The sequence below is a fragment of the Sphingobacterium sp. 40-24 genome (genome assembly GCF_001899705.1).
GTDB classification, from domain to species: domain Bacteria; phylum Bacteroidota; class Bacteroidia; order Sphingobacteriales; family Sphingobacteriaceae; genus Sphingobacterium; species Sphingobacterium multivorum.
The window spans coordinates 1-21,598 of record NZ_MKWH01000023.1; the positions used below are offsets into that span (position 1 = coordinate 1).

15 protein-coding genes are annotated in these 21,598 nt (G+C 39.3%); 6 read left to right on the top strand and 9 right to left on the bottom strand.

All coding sequences use genetic code 11. The features are described from left to right. Positions 1-128: 128 nt before the first annotated feature. The 3 genes from BGP15_RS08845 to alaS form a co-directional block, all read right to left on the bottom strand. Positions 129-824 carry a response regulator transcription factor gene (locus BGP15_RS08845; protein ID WP_046672195.1) on the bottom strand — a complete coding sequence of 232 codons (696 nt, stop codon included), beginning with the start codon at positions 822-824 and terminating at the stop codon, positions 129-131. 103 nt (positions 825-927) lie between these two features. Continuing rightward, positions 928-2,025, bottom strand: coding sequence for a TlpA family protein disulfide reductase (locus BGP15_RS08850; protein ID WP_286769262.1), 1,098 nt, complete (start codon positions 2,023-2,025; stop codon positions 928-930). 168 nt (positions 2,026-2,193) lie between these two features. Continuing rightward, a complete protein-coding gene (gene alaS / locus BGP15_RS08855) occupies positions 2,194-4,809 on the bottom strand; it encodes an alanine--tRNA ligase (RefSeq protein ID WP_286769263.1) in 2,616 nt (871 codons plus the stop codon). Between the two features lie 421 nt (positions 4,810-5,230). Here alaS and BGP15_RS08860 point away from each other — a divergent pair, with 421 nt between their 5' ends. The 5 genes from BGP15_RS08860 to BGP15_RS08880 all read left to right on the top strand — a co-directional run bounded on the left by BGP15_RS08860 (position 5,231) and on the right by BGP15_RS08880 (position 11,401). Then, on the top strand, positions 5,231-6,079 hold the full coding sequence (locus BGP15_RS08860; RefSeq protein ID WP_286769264.1) for a universal stress protein: 849 nt from the start codon (positions 5,231-5,233) through the stop codon (positions 6,077-6,079). Positions 6,080-6,089: 10 nt separating this feature from the next. After that, positions 6,090-6,932: a universal stress protein gene (locus BGP15_RS08865; RefSeq protein WP_286769265.1), complete on the top strand. Its 843-nt coding sequence runs from the start codon at positions 6,090-6,092 to the stop codon at positions 6,930-6,932. A 90-nt stretch (positions 6,933-7,022) separates the two neighbouring features. After that, entirely contained in the window at positions 7,023-8,366 is a 1,344-nt protein-coding gene (locus BGP15_RS08870; protein ID WP_046672191.1) for an OmpA family protein, read from the top strand. A 145-nt stretch (positions 8,367-8,511) separates the two neighbouring features. After that, entirely contained in the window at positions 8,512-9,837 is a 1,326-nt protein-coding gene (locus tag BGP15_RS08875) for an OmpA family protein (RefSeq protein WP_286769266.1), read from the top strand. A 205-nt stretch (positions 9,838-10,042) separates the two neighbouring features. Beyond that, entirely contained in the window at positions 10,043-11,401 is a 1,359-nt protein-coding gene (locus BGP15_RS08880) for a S41 family peptidase (RefSeq protein ID WP_286769267.1), read from the top strand. Between the two features lie 5 nt (positions 11,402-11,406). Here BGP15_RS08880 and BGP15_RS08885 read toward each other — a convergent pair whose 3' ends face one another. The 6 genes from BGP15_RS08885 to BGP15_RS08910 all read right to left on the bottom strand — a co-directional run bounded on the left by BGP15_RS08885 (position 11,407) and on the right by BGP15_RS08910 (position 19,439). Then, positions 11,407-11,721, bottom strand: coding sequence for a hypothetical protein (locus tag BGP15_RS08885; protein ID WP_286752883.1), 315 nt, complete (start codon positions 11,719-11,721; stop codon positions 11,407-11,409). Positions 11,722-11,799: 78 nt separating this feature from the next. Then, entirely contained in the window at positions 11,800-12,603 is an 804-nt protein-coding gene (locus BGP15_RS08890; RefSeq protein WP_286769268.1) for a hypothetical protein, read from the bottom strand. 56 nt (positions 12,604-12,659) lie between these two features. After that, positions 12,660-14,015 (bottom strand): beta-helix domain-containing protein, encoded by a 1,356-nt coding sequence (locus BGP15_RS08895; RefSeq protein WP_286752885.1) that lies wholly within the window; start codon positions 14,013-14,015, stop codon positions 12,660-12,662. A gap of 217 nt (positions 14,016-14,232) precedes the next feature. Further along, positions 14,233-17,610: a TonB-dependent receptor gene (locus BGP15_RS08900; RefSeq protein ID WP_286769269.1), complete on the bottom strand. Its 3,378-nt coding sequence runs from the start codon at positions 17,608-17,610 to the stop codon at positions 14,233-14,235. Between the two features lie 120 nt (positions 17,611-17,730). Beyond that, a complete protein-coding gene (locus tag BGP15_RS08905; protein WP_286769270.1) occupies positions 17,731-18,690 on the bottom strand; it encodes a FecR family protein in 960 nt (319 codons plus the stop codon). A gap of 134 nt (positions 18,691-18,824) precedes the next feature. After that, entirely contained in the window at positions 18,825-19,439 is a 615-nt protein-coding gene (locus BGP15_RS08910) for an RNA polymerase sigma factor (protein WP_286769271.1), read from the bottom strand. A gap of 261 nt (positions 19,440-19,700) precedes the next feature. On the opposite strand from BGP15_RS08910, the gene BGP15_RS08915 reads away from it, so the two are divergent. Further along, positions 19,701-21,578: a DEAD/DEAH box helicase gene (locus tag BGP15_RS08915; RefSeq protein ID WP_286769272.1), complete on the top strand. Its 1,878-nt coding sequence runs from the start codon at positions 19,701-19,703 to the stop codon at positions 21,576-21,578. The last annotated feature ends 20 nt before the right edge of the window (positions 21,579-21,598 follow it).

Consider the following 21,598-nt stretch of genomic DNA (forward strand, 5'->3'; position numbering starts at 1 on the left):
TTAAAGTGTAATCACGCTGAGTCCGCTTTACATAATTTGTTCCTTCTTCCATAACGATTCTTTTTGTGTATCGATATTTCAGGACGAGACAGTTAATCAATAAAAAAAGAGGCCAAAGCCTCTTTTTTTTATTCTTTATCAAATTTGTATCCCACTCCTTTTACAGTGGTTACATAATCGTCTCCTATCTTTTCACGCAGCTTGCGGATGTGAACGTCAATTGTACGGTTAGTCACAACAACAGAATCTTCCCAGATGCTCTTTAAGATCTGTTCACGCGTAAACACCTTATTCGGTTTTGAAGCCAACAAATATAATAGCTCAAACTCTTTCTTTGCAAGAACGATCTTTTGTTCCCCTTTGTAGACTAAGAAAGAATCTCGATCAATAACCAAATCGGCAATTTCAATTTTATCCTGAACGGCAGCATCTGACTCTTCGGAAGCATTTCTTCTTAAGATAGCATTGATGCGACTCATTAGCGCACGCGGTTTGATCGGCTTTGCAATATAGTCGTCTGCACCGACATGAAATCCTGCGATCTCCGAATACTCTTCGCTTCTAGCAGTCAAAAACACCATAAATGTACTTTTGAATTCAGGCATTGCGCGCATGATGCGACAAGCTTCAATTCCGTCCATCTTTGGCATCATCACATCCAAAATGATGAGGTCCGGATTTACTTGTTTGGCAACGTTGATTGCCTCTTCCCCATTTTGCGCTGTAGAGACCTGATAACCTTCACGATTTAAGTTGAATGCAATTAAATCCAAGATATCTTTTTCGTCATCAACAATTAAAATCTTTTGTTTCGAAGAACTCATTTGTCTTATTTTTTTTGCTAAATTATAAACAAAATGATAACAATCAGTTAATCTAATGTTACCAAATTATTAAGTAATATAATATTTAACAATAACAGATTGATTATTTAATTGTTTTCTTCAAAAATGCCTCCAGCTCCTCGCCGCGCAGGTTCTTTGCTATAATAATGCCGTTCGGATCGAGAATATAAGAGGTAGGCAAGGCTTTCACACGGTAATCAATCACAACTGGTGAGCTCCAAGCTTTCAAATCTGATACATGTGTCCAGGTTAACTTGTCATCTTCGATAGCACGCATCCATGAGCCAGGATTATCATCAAATGAAACGGAGAGTATATCAAAGCCTTTAGCGTGGTAAGTATTGTACAACCTAACGAGATTGGGGTTCTCCTGGCGACAAGGCATACACCATGAAGCCCAGAAATCAACCAAGGTATATTTTCCTTTAAAACTCGACAATTTTACCTCTTTGTTGGAAGGCGTAAATGAAGTCAGTTCGGGAGCAGGTTGCCCAATTGCCATTTTTTTCAGCTTTTGGGTCTCCTCTTTAAACTGTGTCACATATCTGTTCTCCGTAAATTCATTTTTTATTTTCTCTGCATAGGTAATGATTTCATTTTCGGCGACTTCGGGATCTAAGGTAGAGATCGCATAAAAACCTGCAAGATCATTGTGTTTATTAGAGAAATCGACGGCTTTTTTTGTATATGTACGCAATTCTTCAGCAAACTTTGATTTATATTCAGCACGAATCTTTTCGATCTCAGCTGCTGTTGAATTGGCTGTTAGCTTAGAAAACACCGACTGTAAGGAGTCCTGTAGATAATCGCGATAATTTCGCTCTTTGGCAAAAGGCTGTATCGTCTTTGACAATTCAGAACCATCCACCTGATAATCATTTACATCTTTGTGAAGATCTGTCTTAAATGTGATCGTCTCCCCCGGAGAAGCAATCAAATCATACCGATTTTTACCTATACGCAAAGACAACAGTCTGGATTGGCTAGCAGGTCGTATGAACTGAAATTTGTTATTATCGCCAAAAAACATAGAATCCAGCTTGGTATCACCTTCATATAATGAAATAACTTTGATATTGCCAGGATTTTCGACATTTCCAGCGATGGTAAACTGCTCTTTATTTTGGCAACCCATCATCAAACCAACGATCCCTACTGCTAAAAAAACTGCCTTTTTCATCCGTTTATTTTTATTTGTTAAGTACCTATTCCCCATTACGCAAATGGCTTTGCTCCGTTTGATTCACGTTACATGTCACAACTTAAAGAATCGTGCAAACGATCAGATTTATCCGGATCTTCCAACGAAGATGTCGAATAAATCTGATGGCTTGGTATTGTGTAAAATTTATTTCAAAAAATCTATTGCGCGCTCAATTGCAACCTTTAATCCAGCAGGGTTCTTACCTCCAGCTGTTGCGAAAAATGGTTGACCACCTCCGCCGCCTTGGATATCCTTCGCTAAATCACGAACAATATGACTTGCGTTCAACCCTTTTTCTTTGGCCAATTCATCTGATATGACAACGGTCAAACTTGGTTTACCTTCAAACTCAGCACCGATGACCAAAAACAAGTTGTTAACCGCCCCCTTAACCGCATAGGCTAGGGTTTTCACAGCTTCGGCATTGGGCAGATCAACAATTGTGGACAAGAAGTTTATAGATCCAACTTGTTGAATCTTCGCTTCCAGATCTGACTTCAATGCCAAGGATTTTTCTGTAATGCTTTTCTCGACTTCTTTCTTCAAAGCGCCATTTTCGTCGATGATTTTACCTAATGCAGAAACGAAATCCTTTGGATTATTCATAAGCTCTTTCAGGTGATGCACCAATTCGAAATGCTCACGGATAACCGAAGCTGAACGAGTTCCGGTAATTGCCTCAATACGACGTACACCGGCTGCAACAGCAGATTCAGAAACAATTTTAAAAAACCCAATTTGACCAGTTGCTTTGACATGCGTACCACCACATAATTCTTTAGAATATTGATCTTCAAAGGTGATCACACGAACAAAATCGCCATACTTTTCACCAAATAGTGCTGTTACACCCGAGTCTAATGCCTGTTGATAAGGTACATTACGTTCCTCTTTCAGCGGAATATTTTTACGAATTTTAGCATTGACAATATCTTCAACTTGTTTAATCTCTTCGTCAGTCATTTTCGCAAAATGAGAGATGTCAAAGCGTAAAATATCGGCGTTGACCAATGATCCCTTTTGATTCACATGGCTTCCTAGCACCTGTTTTAGCGCAGCATGTAATAAATGGGTAGCCGAGTGATTGTTTTCGGTATCGATTCTTTTGGTTTTATCGACCCGAGCAACAAATGTTCCTTTCAATTCTAATGGCAATTTGTTTGTAAAATGTACAAATAGACCATTTTCCTTTTTTGTATCCGTGATATAAATCTTTTCGCCCGTTTCCTCGGAAACCAATTCTCCAGAGTCACCAACTTGGCCACCACCCTCAGCATAAAAAGGACTAACAGAAAGCACCAATTGGAATTGCTCTTTATTTTTTGCTACAACCTTACGGTATTTAATAACCTCTGTAACGGCAGTTAATGTGTCGTAGCCTACGAATTCAAATCCCTCATCATCATTTACCACAACCCAATCACCTGTATCTATAGCAGTGGCAGCACGAGAACGATCCTTTTGAATTTGAAGTGCTTGGTTGAAACCTTCCATATCAACCGTTAACCCTTTCTCCCGGGCCAATAATTCAGTTAAGTCGATCGGAAATCCGTAAGTATCATAAAGCTCGAAAGCAAAATCACCATTAATTACGCTGTGATCCTCTACATAATTTTCAAATCGATGGACCCCCGTAGACAGTGTTCTTAGGAAAGAAACTTCTTCCTCTAAGATTACTTTCTGTACAAAATCCTGCTGTTGAATCAGTTCGTCGAATACACCGGCAAACTGTGATGCCAACACAGGGACGAGTTCGTTGATAAAAGGAGTCTTAAAACCTAAAAATGTATAAGCATAACGTACCGCGCGACGTAAAATACGACGGATCACATAACCAGCTTTATTATTAGATGGCAATTGACCATCGGCAATTGCAAAACTAACCGCACGAATGTGATCAGACACTACACGCATAGCAATATCAGACTTTTCATCTGTACCGTATTTTATGCCTGACTTCCCAGAAATAAAATCAATGGTAGGTGTAAATACATCTGTATCATAATTGGAGATCTTTCCCTGGATGCATCGCACCAAACGCTCAAAGCCCATTCCTGTATCAACATGTTTAGCTGGTAATGACTGAAGTGAACCATCTTTCAAGCGATTAAACTGCATAAAAACAAGATTCCAGATCTCAATTACTTGAGGGTGGTCTGCATTGACCAAACTCTGTCCTGAAGTTTGTCTACGCTCTTCTGCACTGCGCATATCGAAGTGAATTTCGGAACAAGGCCCACAAGGTCCTGTCTCGCCCATTTCCCAGAAGTTATCTTTTTTGTTTCCAAGGAGAATTCTATCTTCGCCAATCCATTCTTTCCAGAAATCGAAAGCTTCCATATCACGTTCTAAACCTTCTTTTGCATCCCCTTCAAAAATAGTTACATATAAACGATCCTTGTCTAACTTATATACTTCTGTCAACAGTTCCCAGGCCCAAGCAATAGCTTCTTTCTTAAAGTAATCACCAAAGCTCCAATTTCCTAACATCTCAAACAATGTATGGTGATAGGTATCAATCCCTACTTCTTCCAAATCATTGTGTTTGCCGGAAACACGCAAACAACGTTGTGTATCGGCAACACGTGGAAATTTGATGGGTGCTTCACCAAGAAACAAATCTTTGAATTGATTCATCCCCGCATTGGTAAACATTAATGTAGGGTCATTTTTTACAACTACTGGTGCCGAAGGTACTATCTGATGCCCTTTACTTTTAAAAAAGTCCAGAAAGGCTTGACGAATTTCTCTACTTGTCATTTAATTATCTAAAAATATGTGCAAACTTACTCAAAATTGGTAGGTTATGCAATGTAGAATTCCATATATTGACCTTGAAACGACTGTTTTCTCTAAACGATCAAAAATCAATATTGACTTTTCAAACAAAAAAATCAGGACATAACATACAGACAATTAGGGCACAGGTATTTTATAGGTGATAGAAATCACAAACTGATATTAAATACAACATTTTAAAAGTGTTATTCGTTATTCATATTTGTCTAAAGCTCGTCAAATTCAACATGTAAAACAACAAAAACTATTTGACCTAAGGTCATTCACAATTACATTTGTTTTATTACATTTGATAGTAAGATAGGGAATCTAGTACACTTTCACGCATATTCCCTAAAGGCAAAATAAATAAGATTAGATTTTGTAGATTAAATTCCTTCTAATGAAAAAAAACATTCTACTACCGGTAGATTTTTCGGCTCATTCTAATAATGCTGTAAATTACGCAGTGGATCTTGCTCTCGAAAAAGGATATTCACTCCATCTTTACCACAATTATACTTCAGCTTCTGCAGTATTTGAAGAGGAAAATGGCCGTAATGAGGCTAATTCTTCAACATTCAAAGCTGATATCCTGATCAAAAATCTGGCAGAATCAATAAAATTAAAGCATCCTTCGGTTGAACTAACAACGCAATGTGAGCGCGGTATGATTACAGAAACGCTACCGGAACTCGCCACTCCTAATCGGTTTGATTTTGTCATCATGGGTACTAAGGGCATCACCAATGACGATAGCCAGCTAATCGGCAGCACAACCTATGTCATCAGCAAAAAAGCCAAGATACCTGTCTTGGCCATTCCAACTGAAGCTTCCTTTACACCTATTGACAAAGTTGGTTTACTGTCTAATTTTAAAGAAGAAGAGGTACAGACCGTACAGGATTTTGTTAACATTATCGGCAAAGACTTTGAATTAAAATTGATGCATGTTCACTACGATCATTCATCAGAAAACAGAATCGAAGACAAGCTTGAAGTATGGAAATATAAGATCAAAAAATATATCGGTGTGACCAACATTGCTATCGAGGTCGATTCAATACAGGGTGATATTGAAGACCTCGATACAGTTCCGGAAGTCATTAATGAGATGATCCATGAGGAAAAGATCAAAATATTATTGGTGACACGATCGAGAAAATCGTTCTTTGAACGTGTCTTTACGCGTTCAGTTGCAAAAGCACTATTTAGTCATCCCTTAGTTCCAATATTTTTCACTAAAGCATAACCTTATAGCCATGTCTAAACTATTAATACCCGTAGATTATTCCGAAAACGCACGAATTGCCGCGTTTTATGCAGCTCAAATCGCAGCGACAACACATGATGAGATTACACTCTTTCATTCGTTCACTTCACATATCAACAAATTTGCAAATGCGAAGCATTTAGTGGACCCCACCGAGGGAGAAGCCCGCCATCAAATGGAAAAACTTGTAGCCGAACTTCTACAGGAATATCCTTCGCTTAAAATTTCTACCCTATTTGCCAATGGTATTTTGGCCGAAACATTGGAAAAACAAGAGATAAAAGAGAACTATCAAACCGTGGTTATGGGTACAAAAGGAGTTACCGGACTCGAATCTGTTTTGATCGGAAGCAATACTTATGATGTCATTAAAGAGTCGAAGATCCCCGTTTTAGCCATCCCGAAAAATGCGATAAAATTCAAAAATGACAACATTGCTTTATTGACAAATTTCAAACCCGGAGAACTTGAAGTCCTCAAACAAGCGATACCATTGTACGGAAAAAACTTTCATTTGCAGCTTATTCACATCAATAAAAACGAACTGGAAATCAGCACATTAGGAAATAAACTTGAAAATTGGATTGAAGAGATCATTGCTGAAACCGGTATCGAGGACATTTCCTATATCATCAAATCGCCAAGTTATTTTGCAGGTTCCCGAGAGAATATTGCAAACGGTATTCATACCATTATCCGGGATGAAGATGTTGATGTTATTTTGATTACAAAAAGTAGGAAAACTTTTTTCCAAAACATTTTTACAGAAAATATTGTTAAGCATCTGGCTTTTGAAATTGAGGTGCCAAACTTTTTTGGACGTGTAGAGTAACCAAATAATTTTTGGCAAATTTATTGCAAGAGTGTTCAGTGAGTTAATTTAACAACAGTATTATAGTAGATAATTTTACAAACACGCATTATGAAAATTAGCCTTAAAAAATCAGGATTACTTGTTGCGGCAGGAATTTTATCCACCGCATCCTTTGCGCAAAGCACAAAAGAAGCATCAATTGAGGGCACAACTCCACTAGGTTCGGCAACACAGTACAGAACTTGGTCTATCGGTGTAGGCGCCGGTGTTACCAGCTTGCAAAATATCGCCAAATTTAACAATGGTGGCTATGATAAACTGGATTGGAATTTAGGATATAGTGCTTATATCAAGAAACAAATCTCACCATCTTTCGGACTGAAAGCAACTTATTTCGGAGGAAAGACAGCTGGATATGATAACAGCGACAAGCAAACTGGCTTTGAAACCAAAACACCATGGTCTGTTGCGCTATCGGGTGAGTTCTTGGCAGCTAATACCAACTGGAGATTTTTCAATAGTTTTATCAAACCTTATGCATCGATTGGTGTCGGGGTCATGAATGCTGAAACTGCTGCAATTGCAGGTGGAAACAGAGGCGAATATGGGGATTCCTATTCTAAGATCTTTGTACCCGCAGATTTCGGTTTGAAATTCGCTGTCGCAAAAGGGATCAACTTTGAGTTAGGATACCAATTGAATTGGGCGAATCAACGATTTGACAATCGTTATAATACGAACCCACCCCAACAATACAAAAATGACCTATTCACCTATGCACATGCCGGGCTAGAATTTGCATTGGGCAGCAGCAGCAAGCCTGCATTGAATAATTCAAATCCTGTAGCAACCCTCGTGAATGATTACACGGTTAAATACGATGATTTGAAAGCTCAAAACGATGCATTGAATGCTAAAAATCAAGCTTTGCAAGGTCAACTAGATGGATTAAACAATGATCTAAAAGATGATGACGGCGACGGTGTTGCCAACAAATATGACAAATGTCCGGGCACGCCTTCAGGTGTTCAGGTTGACGGATCGGGTTGTCCAATTGTTGTGAAAAACGAAACTAAAGTCGTGGAGAAAGTCGTGGTTACTGAGGCAGACAGAAAAGTTGTTGCTGATGCCATTAAAAACCTGGAATTCGATTTGGGCAAAGCAACGATTCGCTCCACTTCGTATGCCACATTGAATAAAGTTGCTGCATTATTAATCGAAAAGAATTTCAGTTTAAAACTCGCAGGTCACACTGATAATACAGGTTCACGTGAATTAAATATGCGCTTATCAAAAGAGCGTGCAGAATCTGTAAAAGCATATTTAGTATCTCAAGGTGCCAATGCGTCGCGTATCGAAGCGACTGGATATGGTCCGGACCAACCAATTGCATCCAATAAAAATGCAGCGGGTCGTCAACAAAACCGCCGCGTTGAGTTCACACTTTATTAATAACTAATAAATTACACTAGCAAAAAGGTGTTTTTAAATTAAAACACCTTTTTGTTTACCAATTGTCATATATCAACTACAAATCGATTGCTAACTTAATTTTTAATCCATTACTTTTGCATCGGTTTTTACAAATACAAATTCTATGAAACTAAAATTACAATTAGCACTTGCTTTAGCATCTGCAGGCTTATTTGCCAATACTGCAATTGCTCAAAGTACAAAGGTATCATCTATTGAAGGGACAACCCCATTTGGTCCTGCTACGCAATACAGAACATGGTCCATCGGTATCGGCGCGGGGGTGACAAATCAGACTAACATTGCTGGATTCAATCGTGAAGGATACGACGATCTAGCTTGGAACTTGGGTTACAGTGCCTATATCAAGAAACAAATCTCTCCTTCTTTTGGCATTAAAGCGAGCTACTTTGGTGGTAAAACAGGTGGTGCATTTAAAGATGGTACACAATCTTTTGAAGCGAAAACGCCTTGGTCTGCTGCTTTGTCTGGAGAGTTCCAAGCGGCGAATACCAATTGGAGATTCTTCAACAGTTTTATCAAACCTTATGCGTCAATTGGTGTTGGTGTCATGAATAGCAAAACAACGTTGACGACAGGTTCTACTTCTCAAGAAGCCGATGGTATTTCTAAGATATATGTACCATTTGATATGGGACTTAAATTTGCTGTTGCCAAAGGAATCAACTTTGAGCTTGGATACCAATTAAACTGGGTTAATCAAAACTTCGATGGTATTCGAGGCGGCCAATATAAAAACGATCTATTTACTTACATTCACGGTGGCTTAGAGTTTGCATTGGGCAGCAGCAGCAAACCTGCATTGAACAATTCAAACCCCGTCGCTACTTTAGTGAACGACTACACGGTAAAATATGATGATCTTAAGGCGCAAAATGACGCTTTAAATGCTAAAAACCAAGCGCTACAAAATCAATTGGATGGCCTAAACAGTGACTTGAAAGATGATGATGGCGATGGTGTAGCTAATAAGTATGATAAATGTCCAGGCACACCTTCAGGTGTACAGGTAGACGGCGCAGGTTGTCCAATCGTTGTGAAAAACGAAACTAGAGTGGTTGAAAAGGTTGTTGTGACGGAGGCTGACCGAAAAGTCGTTGCAGATGCCATTAAGAACTTAGAATTCGATTTAGGAAAAGCGACAATACGTCCTACGTCATACGCGACATTGAATAAAGTAGCCGAACTGTTAATCGAGAAAAATTTCAGCTTAAAACTAGCTGGTCACACCGATAATACAGGTTCTCGTGAATTGAACATGCGTTTATCAAAAGAACGTGCTGAATCAGTAAAAGCATACCTTGTATCGCAGGGTGCTAATGCATCACGTATTGAAGCTACAGGATATGGTCCTGACCAACCTATTGCATCAAATAAAACTGCGGATGGTCGTCAACAAAACCGCCGCGTAGAGTTTACGCTTTACTAATCGATATTCTTCGATTTATAACAAACCAAAGGCATCACTTCACCGTGATGCCTTTTTTTAATCCCCCCTATAGAACTTTCATTTTGACAGGGTAAAAGCTACATTAGCCCACCCTATTTAAAGCAATTAAACATTTGAACAACAAAAAGATAACACAAGTATCACCAACATAATACGTATTTTTATTTCAGCAAAATTTTAAAAAATGCGTAAATCAAAAATTATTGTTTTAGCTTTTTTTTCATCGTTTCTATTCTCATGCGAGAAAGATACTCCACTTAACGAGCCAGGGTCAAATGCAACCATTAACCGATGGACATTAGACCAGATGAAACAGTACTACTACTGGAACGATAAAATTGAATCAACCGAAGGTTACCAACAAAGGCCGGATTTGTTTTTCAAAGGCATCCTATATCCTGAAGATCATTTTTCAACCATCTTACAAACCCTAAACAGTGACACCTATGGAAATACGCTAACAAATACTTTTGGCTTCGATATGGTTCAATTACACAATCAGTCGGGACCTATTCAATTAGTGACCCAAGTAATTCCTTTTAGTGAAGCAGACTTGGCAGGACTTCAAAGAGGAGACAGTCTAACCCATATGAATTCGACATTAATGGATCAGATGAACTTCCAATTACTATTAAACAAATCATTACGTTTACCAACGATCCAAGTAAAACGACTTGACGGTAAAGTATTCAACCTTCCATCGTCGTACATCTCACAGCCGGTTGTCTATACATCAAAAGTCATTTCATCTTCTCCCAACGTCGGTTACATTTTTATAAGCCAATTTGATTTCAGCGGAGCCTATTCCTTATTAGAAGTAATAAAAGATTTCAAATCAAAACATGTAACGGAATTGATTGTCGATCTTCGATATAATCCAGGTGGTCAAGTCGCCTTTGCCGCATTCTGTGCATTATTAATGGCGGATATTAAAGAAAACGATATTTTTGCCAAATATCGAGGAAACAAAAATCTTAAACCTATTGAAGAAACGTTTGAAGCAACGCTACAGAGACAGCCAGATGGCTATTCCTTTATCGCTAGCGAAGTACTAAAACAAGGTTTACAACTAAAAAGAATCTTTATCCTGACCGGACCGAACACGGCTTCCGCATCCGAAATGATGATTAATGGATTAAATCCATACCTAAAAATTGTTCAGGTTGGTGCCAGAACCTATGGTAAAGATATGGCTTCAACAACCATTTCCACTCCCGAAGAGATCCACGGTAATGAGCGTTCATGGCATTTGATCCCTATGATCTATAAAATCTACAATACTATAGGGCAAGGAGATTATGGCAATGGAATTACTCCGCAGAAAGTGACGGATGAGTTTGCCTATTTACCTTTAACTCCAATAGGTGACCGTAAAGATCCGTTAATACAGGAAGCCTTGAAAATAATCAATACTAAAAGCGCGCGCACCAAAAGCACTGCTCTTACATATGAAAAAATGAATGCCTTAAGTCCAAAATATATAGGCAGCAGCTATCAGACAATACCTATTGAAGTAAGTATACAGGATAAGTCAAAAAAATAGTTTCATCAATGCGCACAGGAGTTTAACGAATTAATCACCATCCGAAGATCAGCCCCTGTTTGCCCATTTTTGGCTAATTTGCGAAGAGAAGGAGACAAGATTTTCGAACGAATGGTCCGTTCCTTCGATTCATATTCCTGCACGATGCCTTTCAGCTGCTGCAACAGTTCCAAATATTGCCGATAAAGTTCATTCAGCTCCGCCATTTCATTCCGTAAGGCGAGCGGCGCAGCGGCGTCAATGGACTGATCTACACCTCCCTGAATTTTCAGGGAGACAGCAAATAAATTACGATGTTTTATAGCATTGATGCCTTTCATAGTGACTCTTCTTTTGAATTAATGGCTTACCATTTATGGAAGTATTGATGGGTGTCTGTGTTTGTTTTGTAATGAGTTTTATTTCTGTAACCAGATATTATCCAAACCATAGCCTATACCTCCAATTTCTGAGAATGCATCAACATCAAAAAATGCATCGGGTTCTTTTTGAACGAGATACACAATACCAATGTCTACCGAAAAATTAAAAAACAAAAAGACTTTTTGTCCATCTATAAGGATCGGTTTTAAATCCTTATCCAATACTTGCGCCTTTGGCACAAAAGTAGCATCAATCGGTATTTTGATAAATTCTTCGGGAATTTTATCTGATATCAAGTCGGTAATCAGGATTGGATTTTCGTCATACTTGACCATATCCATTCCCCAACTTTCATCATAGACAGGCTTACCTTGATAAACTGCCAATCGAATTGGCTCACCATTAGGTGAAATTGTTTTATTATAATTTAAGATCTTTACTTGTCTCACACCCGGAATCGATTCGACATTATCTCCTAATGGATTTGGCCCGACAACGAGTGACGGATCAATGGGACTTTTACTATGTACACCAAAGGTATTCAATCCCGATTTGAGAGGAAGCCGTTGCTCTAGGATGACCTGATCATTGTTATTATATGCAACGACCGATGAAGAATCGGCATCTTTATTTCGGATAAAAATAAAATTAGCATCGCTTGGATTAGCAACTTTTCCATCTATCGTTACTCTTTTTACATCCACTGACGTCGTGCTATAGGATCTAAAAGCAATCCGGGCCAGTTCTTCAGTTTCTACAATAAGTTCACCTTTTTGACAGGAAGGCAATAGCGATCCAATCCAAAGAGCTATCAAACAGCAAAATAAATTTTTAATCATATATAAAGGATAAAGAAGTGAGCCATTGTATGGCTCACTCAATTAAATAATCAATATTAATAAGTTTTTGGAGCAAATTGAGTCCAGTTCGCAGTCCAAGGAGCAGTTGTCGGATGGAATGCACCTTTATAAGTAGTACTTCCATCACCATATGCAGGAGAAGTTGACAATGGTCTTAAAAAAGCAGGATTAAATGTAGATGTTGTTGGATAAAAAATATTTCCAGCTCCTGCTAAATTCAAATATGTCGTTGCATCTGTTGACACATTTGTTTGGTTTCCTGTTGGTGTAGCACCACTGAATGCCGCAGTATAAGCATGTACAACATTCCCTGTAAAAGTACCTGTTGCACCATCCTGAAATGCAGCACCTGTTCCATAACCAGCGATAATCGAATTTTGAATATCGTACTGTGAAGCTCTTCTCCAACGGTTACCAAATTTCAGTTTTGTAGCAGCTACAGTAGCATCCTTAATTCCCAAGAATGTAAAATTTTTCAATACTGGGCGAGTCTTAGGTGTCGCTGCATATGGCGCTGTACCTTCGTTATCCGACTCCAAACCATTTGAATCCGAGCTACCACTTGATGTGCTATTGGTTGAATTAGGATCCTTTAATGATAAGGCATACTGAATTGTTCCGGTGTATCCATGATCGAAATCAAAGTCATCATCGTCATTCGACAAGGCTACCAGGTATTTCGCATTTACAGTACCCCCAAAAAACTCAAACGCATCATCTTTACCCCAAGATACCTGAATATTTTCCAAGGTAGTACCAGTACCCACACCGCCCAAGGTTAGTCCGTTAATCTCATTATCAGCAGTTAAGTTATAACCAGCAAATTCAATACGCACATATTTCAATGAACCTGAATTATCCGCAGCATTTGTACCACCATAAGTAACATCTACACCCACAGGTTGAGGAATTCCTTCGATTCTCCGTGTGGCAGCTTGATTGGTAGTTGCGCTACCCAGCAATACGACCCCTCCGAAATCACCAGGGTTACGAGATCCTGCCGCATTTGGAGAAGTGAATACGATTGGTGCGGACGCAGTACCGTTAGCGATCAATTTCGCTGTTTTAGGAACAACCAAAACGCCTTTGATATTTTGTGTTATTCCGGTGATTTGGTCATTATATGCTTTAGTTAAACCAGAAGTAATATAAGTACCAGCTTGAATCGTCAATGTCGCACCTGGTTTTACAAAAGCAACTCCGTCAATTTTCCATACGGTATCTGCAGAAAGCGTAGTTTTAGTAATAATACCGGCAGCATCAGTTGGGATCGTTGCCTGAGGTTTGTTTGGCAAACCAGCATTCAAATCTGAATTAGGTCCTACGTTGTCTTTGTTACAAGAAGCCAATGCGATTGCGCATACGCTCGCTACTGTTAAGATTTTTTTCATTTTGTGTTAAATAATTACTAGTTTTGCCATCACAAGATCATTTTTTAGACTATGCATCCCTGTGGGATAGCATTTCATAAGGTTGCATAGTTGTTTTCAATCACCCTTTTTCTGTATTTTTCTATTTTATCTCCTGTTGTGCGACTTGGACAAACCCGGAACTTATGTACAGTATTGAGGAGTGATATGAAACTGCCTCGCGCAGAAATTTTTCTATTTAAAAATTGTAGCTAAATGAAAGATTAAACCTTTGTCCCTCTCTTCTACGATAAGTAATAATATCTCCTTCGTTTTTATCATATCGTATAGATTTACCTTTTTTCAATACATAGAACTTTGTATCATCTTGTTCATAATCTTGAATATTCATATAATACCGCGTCCATTCATCCAATAGATTGGCCATATTAAATTTCACTTCCATCTTGCCCTTTAGAAAACGTGTATAAAGTTGTGCATCCAATTGTTTTGGCGCCAACTCATATTCAACATTATTCATATTAACATTCGCTATGTTTGTTCGATAACCTCGATGATTATAGCTTGCTGTTACTCCGAAAAATTCACCCCAATATCCTACGCCTAGATTCAATAACCAAGGTGACTGCCCAATCAGTGGTCTATCTTGATTGGGATAGCGCTGTTGAACGCGCTCGGCAACTTGGGTTTCAGGGTTATTAATCCATTCCCAATGACTTAAGACATTGACTTTCGATTTGAGTAGTGTTCCATTAGCGTAGACAAATAAGTTTTTAAACCACTCCTTTTCCGACAGAAATGTTAAATTCTTCCTGATTTCCATTTCAAGTCCAAGATTTTTCGCATTTTCCATGTTAGCAAAAGTATACGTGTTCCCCCCACTATGAACAAGTTCTATGGGCTTATCCAAGTATTTATAGTATCCCGTTATAGAAATGATTTCACCTGGTGAGGGGTACCATTCAAATCGAAGGTCTACATTATCGATCAACGTGGATTTAACTTGCTCTCCATAAACGTAACCGTCTAACTCATAATCATACATGGCAAACATGCCAACTTCTCTAAAATCTGGTCTAACTACCGTCCTTGAGTAGCTACTTCGAATATTGAAATCGGATGTCACCTTATAGGTGGCATTAATAGAGGGCAAAAACCGCCAGTTATTTTCTTTTACACCAAAACGATGTCTTTGGACATCATTGGGATCTGGTTCATCCTGATAAGTCCTCCTATATAATTCTTCCTGCTTAGAGTTTAAATTAAAATATTCTGAACGCACACCATACACCAAACGCAATTTATGCCATAGCATTTGATCTGCCATCAGATACACTGCCTGTGAAGACATTTTACCATCATAATATCGACCGCCCAATGCATCTGCGTAGTAATAGGCCTGCCCATTTCCGTTGCCGATATTATCGGCGCTGAATAACTGGTCATAAGGAATTTCTATCTCTGGAGGCAACTGGTTCGTAGTGCCTTCTGCCCATGCTCTCGTCCAAGGGACGAAATTGAATAAATCCAACGCTCTCTTCTTCAACCAGGCCTGATAGCCTAATTTCACCAACGTTGGAACAGCTGCATTTTTGCCGAATTTTCGCGAAAATGCAGCGCTCCAATTATAATCTGTTTCATCAATATTTGTCCATCTTCGCGAGTCCCTGAAAACCCCCGCCACAGATGAACTACGATGAGTTAATAACCCCGGGGTTTGAAAATAAGGAATACTATCTATCATGGCAGTGACCCTATAGGAAAGCTTTCGTTCATCTAAAATTTGCTGTTTAATTTTGTTGACCGTAAACATTCCTTCAGCTTTTATCTCCCACGGCAGTTGATACTCTCCAACCAATTGGTGTTGCTGCAAAGACATCGCTTCAGGCAATTGATAATTCAGTTTGCTTACTTCAGGATTAGAATCACTATAGGGCTTTTGAATAGATTCATTATAAATATCACTGTACGTACGCGCATACATGTTCTTTAAGGAAACTTTAAAAGCTTGTCCCTGCCAGCCCATATTGGCCATTAATCCGGCGCTGCTATTGAAGCGATAGGATGTTCCGGCTCCATTGTCACCGAGACCTACACTATCAATATAATTATTGATACTTACCGAATTACGTACATTATTAAATGCAATGATATTTTGTTCGTTTCTAAAATTTGTGGATGCCACAAACCCCAATCGCTGTCCATTATTTAATTCATAAACCCGTCCAAGCGAAAAACGCATATTCTGATTGGGGTATGCTTTATATTTATATTGTCGCAATGCATCATTATTAAAACGCTTGGACTGTGCGATAGCATCCAAATCGTTATACTTCACGGCATCGCCAAACTCCGTTGGATTTAAAGGAGTGTTGTTCAATTCAGGATCAGTCAAAATATAACCGGGAGGCGCATCCAATTGTATCGCCCGACTATTCCACTGCCAAGTTTTTATTCCATCGGGCATCTTGGACGATTTGTTAAAGAAACCCAAATATTCACTCGTATGCCGCTCCCCCAGCCGATAAAAGTCTTTGCCTGTTGTACGGGAATTCCCACCTAATCCGTATTGAATTGTGGTAAAATTCTGATCTGGAATGTCTAATGTATTCACCGAAACCTGTCCACCGGAGAATTCTGCCGACACGTCCGGTGTTGCTGTTTTATTAACGACCACAGAACTTACCATCTCAGTCGGAATAATATCAAACGAAAAATCCCGTCTATTCTGCGACGTGCTGGGAATCACCACACCGTCGAGCATCGCTTGATTATAGCGATCCGACATTCCTCTAACAATTACATTTCTATTATTAACCGTTGTCAATCCTGTTACGCGTTTTAAAACCTGCCCCATATCATTGTCCGGTGTACGGGCGATCTGTTCAGCCGAAATACCATCGGTCACCGAAGCAGCATTCTTTTGTACCGCATACAATCCCGCTACAGAAGCTTTTTTAAAGGATACACTGACAACTGCCGTTTCCAACGCGCTTACCTGCATCTTCATGGCAATGTTTAACCCTGTCCGTTGTCCGGCCTGTATCCTAACCCCTTCAATACGTTGGGTCTGGTAAGAGAGGTAACTGACTTCCAGTACGTAGGTTCCCGGTTCAGCATTCAAAAAATAGCTCCCATCGATACCGCTCTGTGTTGATTTATTGGTTCCGATCAGTTTGATGCTGGCATTAGCCAAAGGCTGACCGCGATCATCAATAACTTTACCTGAAATGTACCCATGCTGCTGTACCGGTTTTTTGACTAATGTAATATAGACACCGTTGTCATGAGCCATCAGGTCAGTCTCCCTAAGCAGATAACGCATGACATCGCGAACACTATTACTTTTAAAAATTTTGGCATTTACCTTTTTCTTTGCCAGATTATATTTCGCTGCATCGAAAGCGATATGTATATTTTGGGATTCCAAACGTTCGAAAGCCGCCGGAATATTGGATTCACTAAAAGAAACTGTAATCTTTTTATTGAGTAACTGCCCGTATGCGCCCGAAGCTAAGAGCATTTCGGCCGACACGATCGAAAGAAGTAAACCTACCAACGATGTCCTTATCATAAACTTAATATCGTTTTGCGTAACGTATTGGTTAAATTTCATAAATTTGTATGCGTATATAATATCTCTTAAGTTGTTGTATATGTTATTTATACCATCTCCAAATGGTACGAGATGCAGAGTTGACGATGGCCGTCGTCAGCTCTCTTTTTTATCCTCGAATTAGTAAATATGCACTATCCTGCCCTCCTTCCTTGATTTGTTGTGATGAATTGCTTTGATACTTTCCAAGGTTGCCGTCCAGGACAGCTGCTTTGATATTGGCATACTATACCGTTGTTTGACAATCCGCTGATCGTCAGTTTTTATATCCACATCATAGATATTTTTGACCGCTAGTGCCAAATCTGCAAAACTGCTTTGCTTAAGATAAACTCTTCCCTCAATCCAGCTATTACGTGTCGTCAGATCAAAAGTCTCCTGATTGCTATTGTGGTTATTTTTGGTATGACGGATCTGTTCGCCGCGGGTCAGCACACCCAGCGGATTGTTATTGGCAGTGACCTGCACTTTTCCAGTAAATACGGACACCGAAATATCATCAAGTTCGAGGTAATTCTTCACCGTAAAGGAAGTTCCTAAAACAGTAGTTTGTATTTGTTGAGCTTTGACAATAAAAGCTTTAGTAGAATCTTTCCTAACATCAAAAAAAGCTTCCCCAACAAGGAGTTCCACCACACGATCCTTTCTACCGAAAGAAACTGTATCCAATTTTAACTTCGAACGTGCGTTTAAAATCACCGTTGACCCGTCGGCAAGCTGAACTTTTTTACGTTGCGCAACGCCCGTTTCAAAAATCCGATATCCTGGCTGAAGTAAAGCTTCTTTGCGAGAAACTGCTTGATCAGCTGTTTTCCAAAACAACGCACTCAAACAGAGTAATAAACATGCCGCCACCGCTCCAGACCAATACAGCATCTTTCGGACGGGCACGCTCTTCGTGGACGTATTTCCAATCTGTTGTTGAATCCTTCCCCATAACTGATTTTCGTCAACGTTATCATCAGGCACTTCTTCTTTGTCCAGTCCAGCATACCAATGATCAATCAGTCTGCGTTCACTTGTACTAGCCTTATTCTGGCGGTACCTATCCATTAACAATTCAAAAATTCTTCTTTTCACTTTTTATGCCCACTGTTTATATACAAGTCCGCAAAAAAGCCCCAAAGTACTTCAAGAAATAGTTAATGTTGTATGAAAGAATTGTTAAATGATCCAAGTTCTGGAAATAGAAATTTTGGGAATGTGTAAGCAAGCTACTTAATGAACTCGTCAATAATAAAGACCAAGAGCAGGGTGAAACTACCGTTTTGAACATGTTGGTAGCCCAAAATAGCTTTACGTAGTCGTTTGGATGCTTCCGTAAGATTGTTTTTGACCGTTTGCTCAGATAGGCCCATACGCGTGGCAATCTCTCGAATGGATAAATGTTCCCATTTCAATAAAAGGGCCTGTCTCATATTATGGGGCATAATCTCCAGTTCTTCCTCCAACAACTTCTCTAAAGCTAGATAAGTGTTGAGATCCTCCGGATGCTCCTGTACATAATCAAAAATATGTTTGCTCCAATGATCCAACAATTTATCTTTGGCTTTATTGGAATTAAAAAAGTCTATAATTTTATATTTGAGCATTCCTTTCAAATAGGCCTGGAGGTTCATCTGGATATCGATGGTATGACGTCGTTCCCAAAATTGAACAAACAGCTCCTGAAGAATGTCCTCCACATCCTGTCGGTCTAGGATTCGACGAGCAGCATGCTGATAAAGATCTTTCCAGCAATATCGGTATAATTCCTCGTATGCAGCCGTATCGTTATTCTCTTTTATAGCCTGCAGCCAACGCTGATGTACAACTGGTCCTTGATTCATGCTACACCAAATATAAGGTTGAAATATTAAGTTTCTATTAATAAATGAATAAACAAACTGTAGACTATAAAATAGTTTCACATTCAAAATAAAACTTTTCAAAGCGAGCTAAATCTATATAACACGGCTCAATTTATTATCACTTAGCAGAAAAGAATCCGATCACCCTAAAAATCAATTATTTAAATTATTTGTTTATTCCAATATTATTCTTACCTTTGCAACGCCTTAGGCAATAGTGCCTATTGTATAAAATATTTCATGAACCCATTTTTAGAACTGGGAATCCGTGAGGAAGTTGTTAATGCCATCTCAGAATTAGGTTTCGAAAAACCTTCTGAAATTCAGGAAAAAGCCATTCCTGTTTTATTGACTGGTAACGACGATTTTGTCGGATTAGCCCAAACTGGCACAGGAAAGACCGCGGCATTTGGTCTTCCATTATTAGAGCAATTAGACTTTTCTCAAAAACACCCACAGGCATTAATTCTTTGCCCTACTCGGGAATTATGTTTACAAATCTCAAAAGATTTAGAAAAATTTGCTAAATACGTTGACAACGTACATGTTGTTGCTGTATATGGAGGTGCAAATATCTCAGACCAGCTACGTCAAATTAGACGTGGAGTGCAAATTGTAGTAGCGACCCCAGGTCGTATGTTGGATATCATCGGCAGAAATGCGATTGATTTTTCAAATGTAAAATATGTTGTATTGGATGAAGCGGATGAGATGCTCAATATGGGCTTCAAAGAAGACATCAACAACATTTTGTCAGAAACTCCTGACGAGAAAAAAACTTGGTTATTTTCGGCGACAATGCCTGCTGAGGTACGTCGTATCGCAAAGAATTATATGACCGATCCAGTTGAGCTTACTGTAGGTACAAAAAACACCGGTAATGCCAACATTGAACACCACTATTATTTGATCAAAGCAAAAGATAAATATGCTGCATTCAAACGTATTGTGGATTCAAACCCTGATATCTTTGGTATCGTATTTTGTCGTACAAAAATCGAAACACAGGATATCGCTGAAGCGTTGATCAAAGATGGTTACAATGCAGATTCACTGCATGGTGACTTATCACAACAACAACGTGATAAAGTGATGAAACGTTACCGTGACCGTAGTTTACAATTATTGATCGCAACAGACGTAGCCGCTCGTGGTATTGATGTGAGTGATGTAACTCACGTTATCAACTTCTCTTTACCTGATGAAACAGAAAACTATACACACCGCTCAGGCCGTACCGCCCGTGCAGGTAAAACTGGTATTTCACTTTCTTTGGTAAACGTAAAAGAGCTAAGCAAAATCCGTCATCTCGAAAAGATCATCGGTAAGCCTTTTGAGAAAAAACAAGTACCTCAAGGCGCTGAAGTTTGCGAAAAACAATTATTTTCTATCGTTAAAAAGATTGAAAATGTTGAAGTAAACGACGAACAAATCAGCCCATTCTTGCCTGCAATTATGGAAAATTTGGAGTCACTTTCAAAAGAAGATATCATCAAAAGATTCGCTTCTCTTGAGTTCAACCGTTTCTTGGATTATTACAAAAATGCACCTGATTTAAATATCGAAGCGCGTGACGGTGGTCGTGAAGACCGCGGTGATAGACGTGATGGTCGTTCACGTGAAGGTTCAAAAGGCTACACGCGTTTATTTATGAACTTAGGTTCAGTAGATGAATTCTCTCGTGGAGACATGTTGGGCTTCATCTGTAACAATGCGAATATTTCAGGAAAATCAATCGGTAAAATTGATTTGAAAGGCGTGTTCACATTCTTCGAAGTTCAAGATGCAGAAGTAGAAAAAGTATTCCAAGGATTCCAAGGTGTAGATTACAACGGTCGTCAAGTACGTATCGAAGTATCTGGTGAAGCAAGAGGTGAAGGTCGTGGCGACCGTGGCGGAAGAAGCCGTGGTGGTGATCGTGGCGGAAGACGTGAAGGTGGATACCGTGGCGGTGATCGCGGCGGAAGACGTGAAGGTGGTTTTGGAGGCGGTGAACGTGGCGGAAGACGCGAAGGTGGATTCAGTGGCGAACGTCGTGATCGTGGTGAGCGCAGCAGCAATGGTGGCGGCTTCCGTGATTTCTCTGGAAAACGTAAAGAATCAAAAAGCAAATACTAATCATTCGTATTTAGCATAAG

Excerpts from the sequence above, each read along its gene's own strand:
- BGP15_RS08845 (WP_046672195.1), bottom strand. The coding sequence starts at position 824 with ATGAGTTCTTCGAAACAAAAGATTTTAATTGTTGATGACGAAAAAGAT.
- BGP15_RS08850 (WP_286769262.1), bottom strand. The coding sequence starts at position 2,025 with ATGAAAAAGGCAGTTTTTTTAGCAGTAGGGATCGTTGGTTTGATGATG.
- alaS (WP_286769263.1), bottom strand. The coding sequence starts at position 4,809 with ATGACAAGTAGAGAAATTCGTCAAGCCTTTCTGGACTTTTTTAAAAGT.
- BGP15_RS08860 (WP_286769264.1), top strand. The coding sequence starts at position 5,231 with ATGAAAAAAAACATTCTACTACCGGTAGATTTTTCGGCTCATTCTAAT.
- BGP15_RS08865 (WP_286769265.1), top strand. The coding sequence starts at position 6,090 with ATGTCTAAACTATTAATACCCGTAGATTATTCCGAAAACGCACGAATT.
- BGP15_RS08870 (WP_046672191.1), top strand. The coding sequence starts at position 7,023 with ATGAAAATTAGCCTTAAAAAATCAGGATTACTTGTTGCGGCAGGAATT.
- BGP15_RS08875 (WP_286769266.1), top strand. The coding sequence starts at position 8,512 with ATGAAACTAAAATTACAATTAGCACTTGCTTTAGCATCTGCAGGCTTA.
- BGP15_RS08880 (WP_286769267.1), top strand. The coding sequence starts at position 10,043 with ATGCGTAAATCAAAAATTATTGTTTTAGCTTTTTTTTCATCGTTTCTA.
- BGP15_RS08885 (WP_286752883.1), bottom strand. The coding sequence starts at position 11,721 with ATGAAAGGCATCAATGCTATAAAACATCGTAATTTATTTGCTGTCTCC.
- BGP15_RS08890 (WP_286769268.1), bottom strand. The coding sequence starts at position 12,603 with ATGATTAAAAATTTATTTTGCTGTTTGATAGCTCTTTGGATTGGATCG.
- BGP15_RS08895 (WP_286752885.1), bottom strand. The coding sequence starts at position 14,015 with ATGAAAAAAATCTTAACAGTAGCGAGCGTATGCGCAATCGCATTGGCT.
- BGP15_RS08900 (WP_286769269.1), bottom strand. The coding sequence starts at position 17,610 with ATGAAATTTAACCAATACGTTACGCAAAACGATATTAAGTTTATGATA.
- BGP15_RS08910 (WP_286769271.1), bottom strand. The coding sequence starts at position 19,439 with ATGAATCAAGGACCAGTTGTACATCAGCGTTGGCTGCAGGCTATAAAA.
- BGP15_RS08915 (WP_286769272.1), top strand. The coding sequence starts at position 19,701 with ATGAACCCATTTTTAGAACTGGGAATCCGTGAGGAAGTTGTTAATGCC.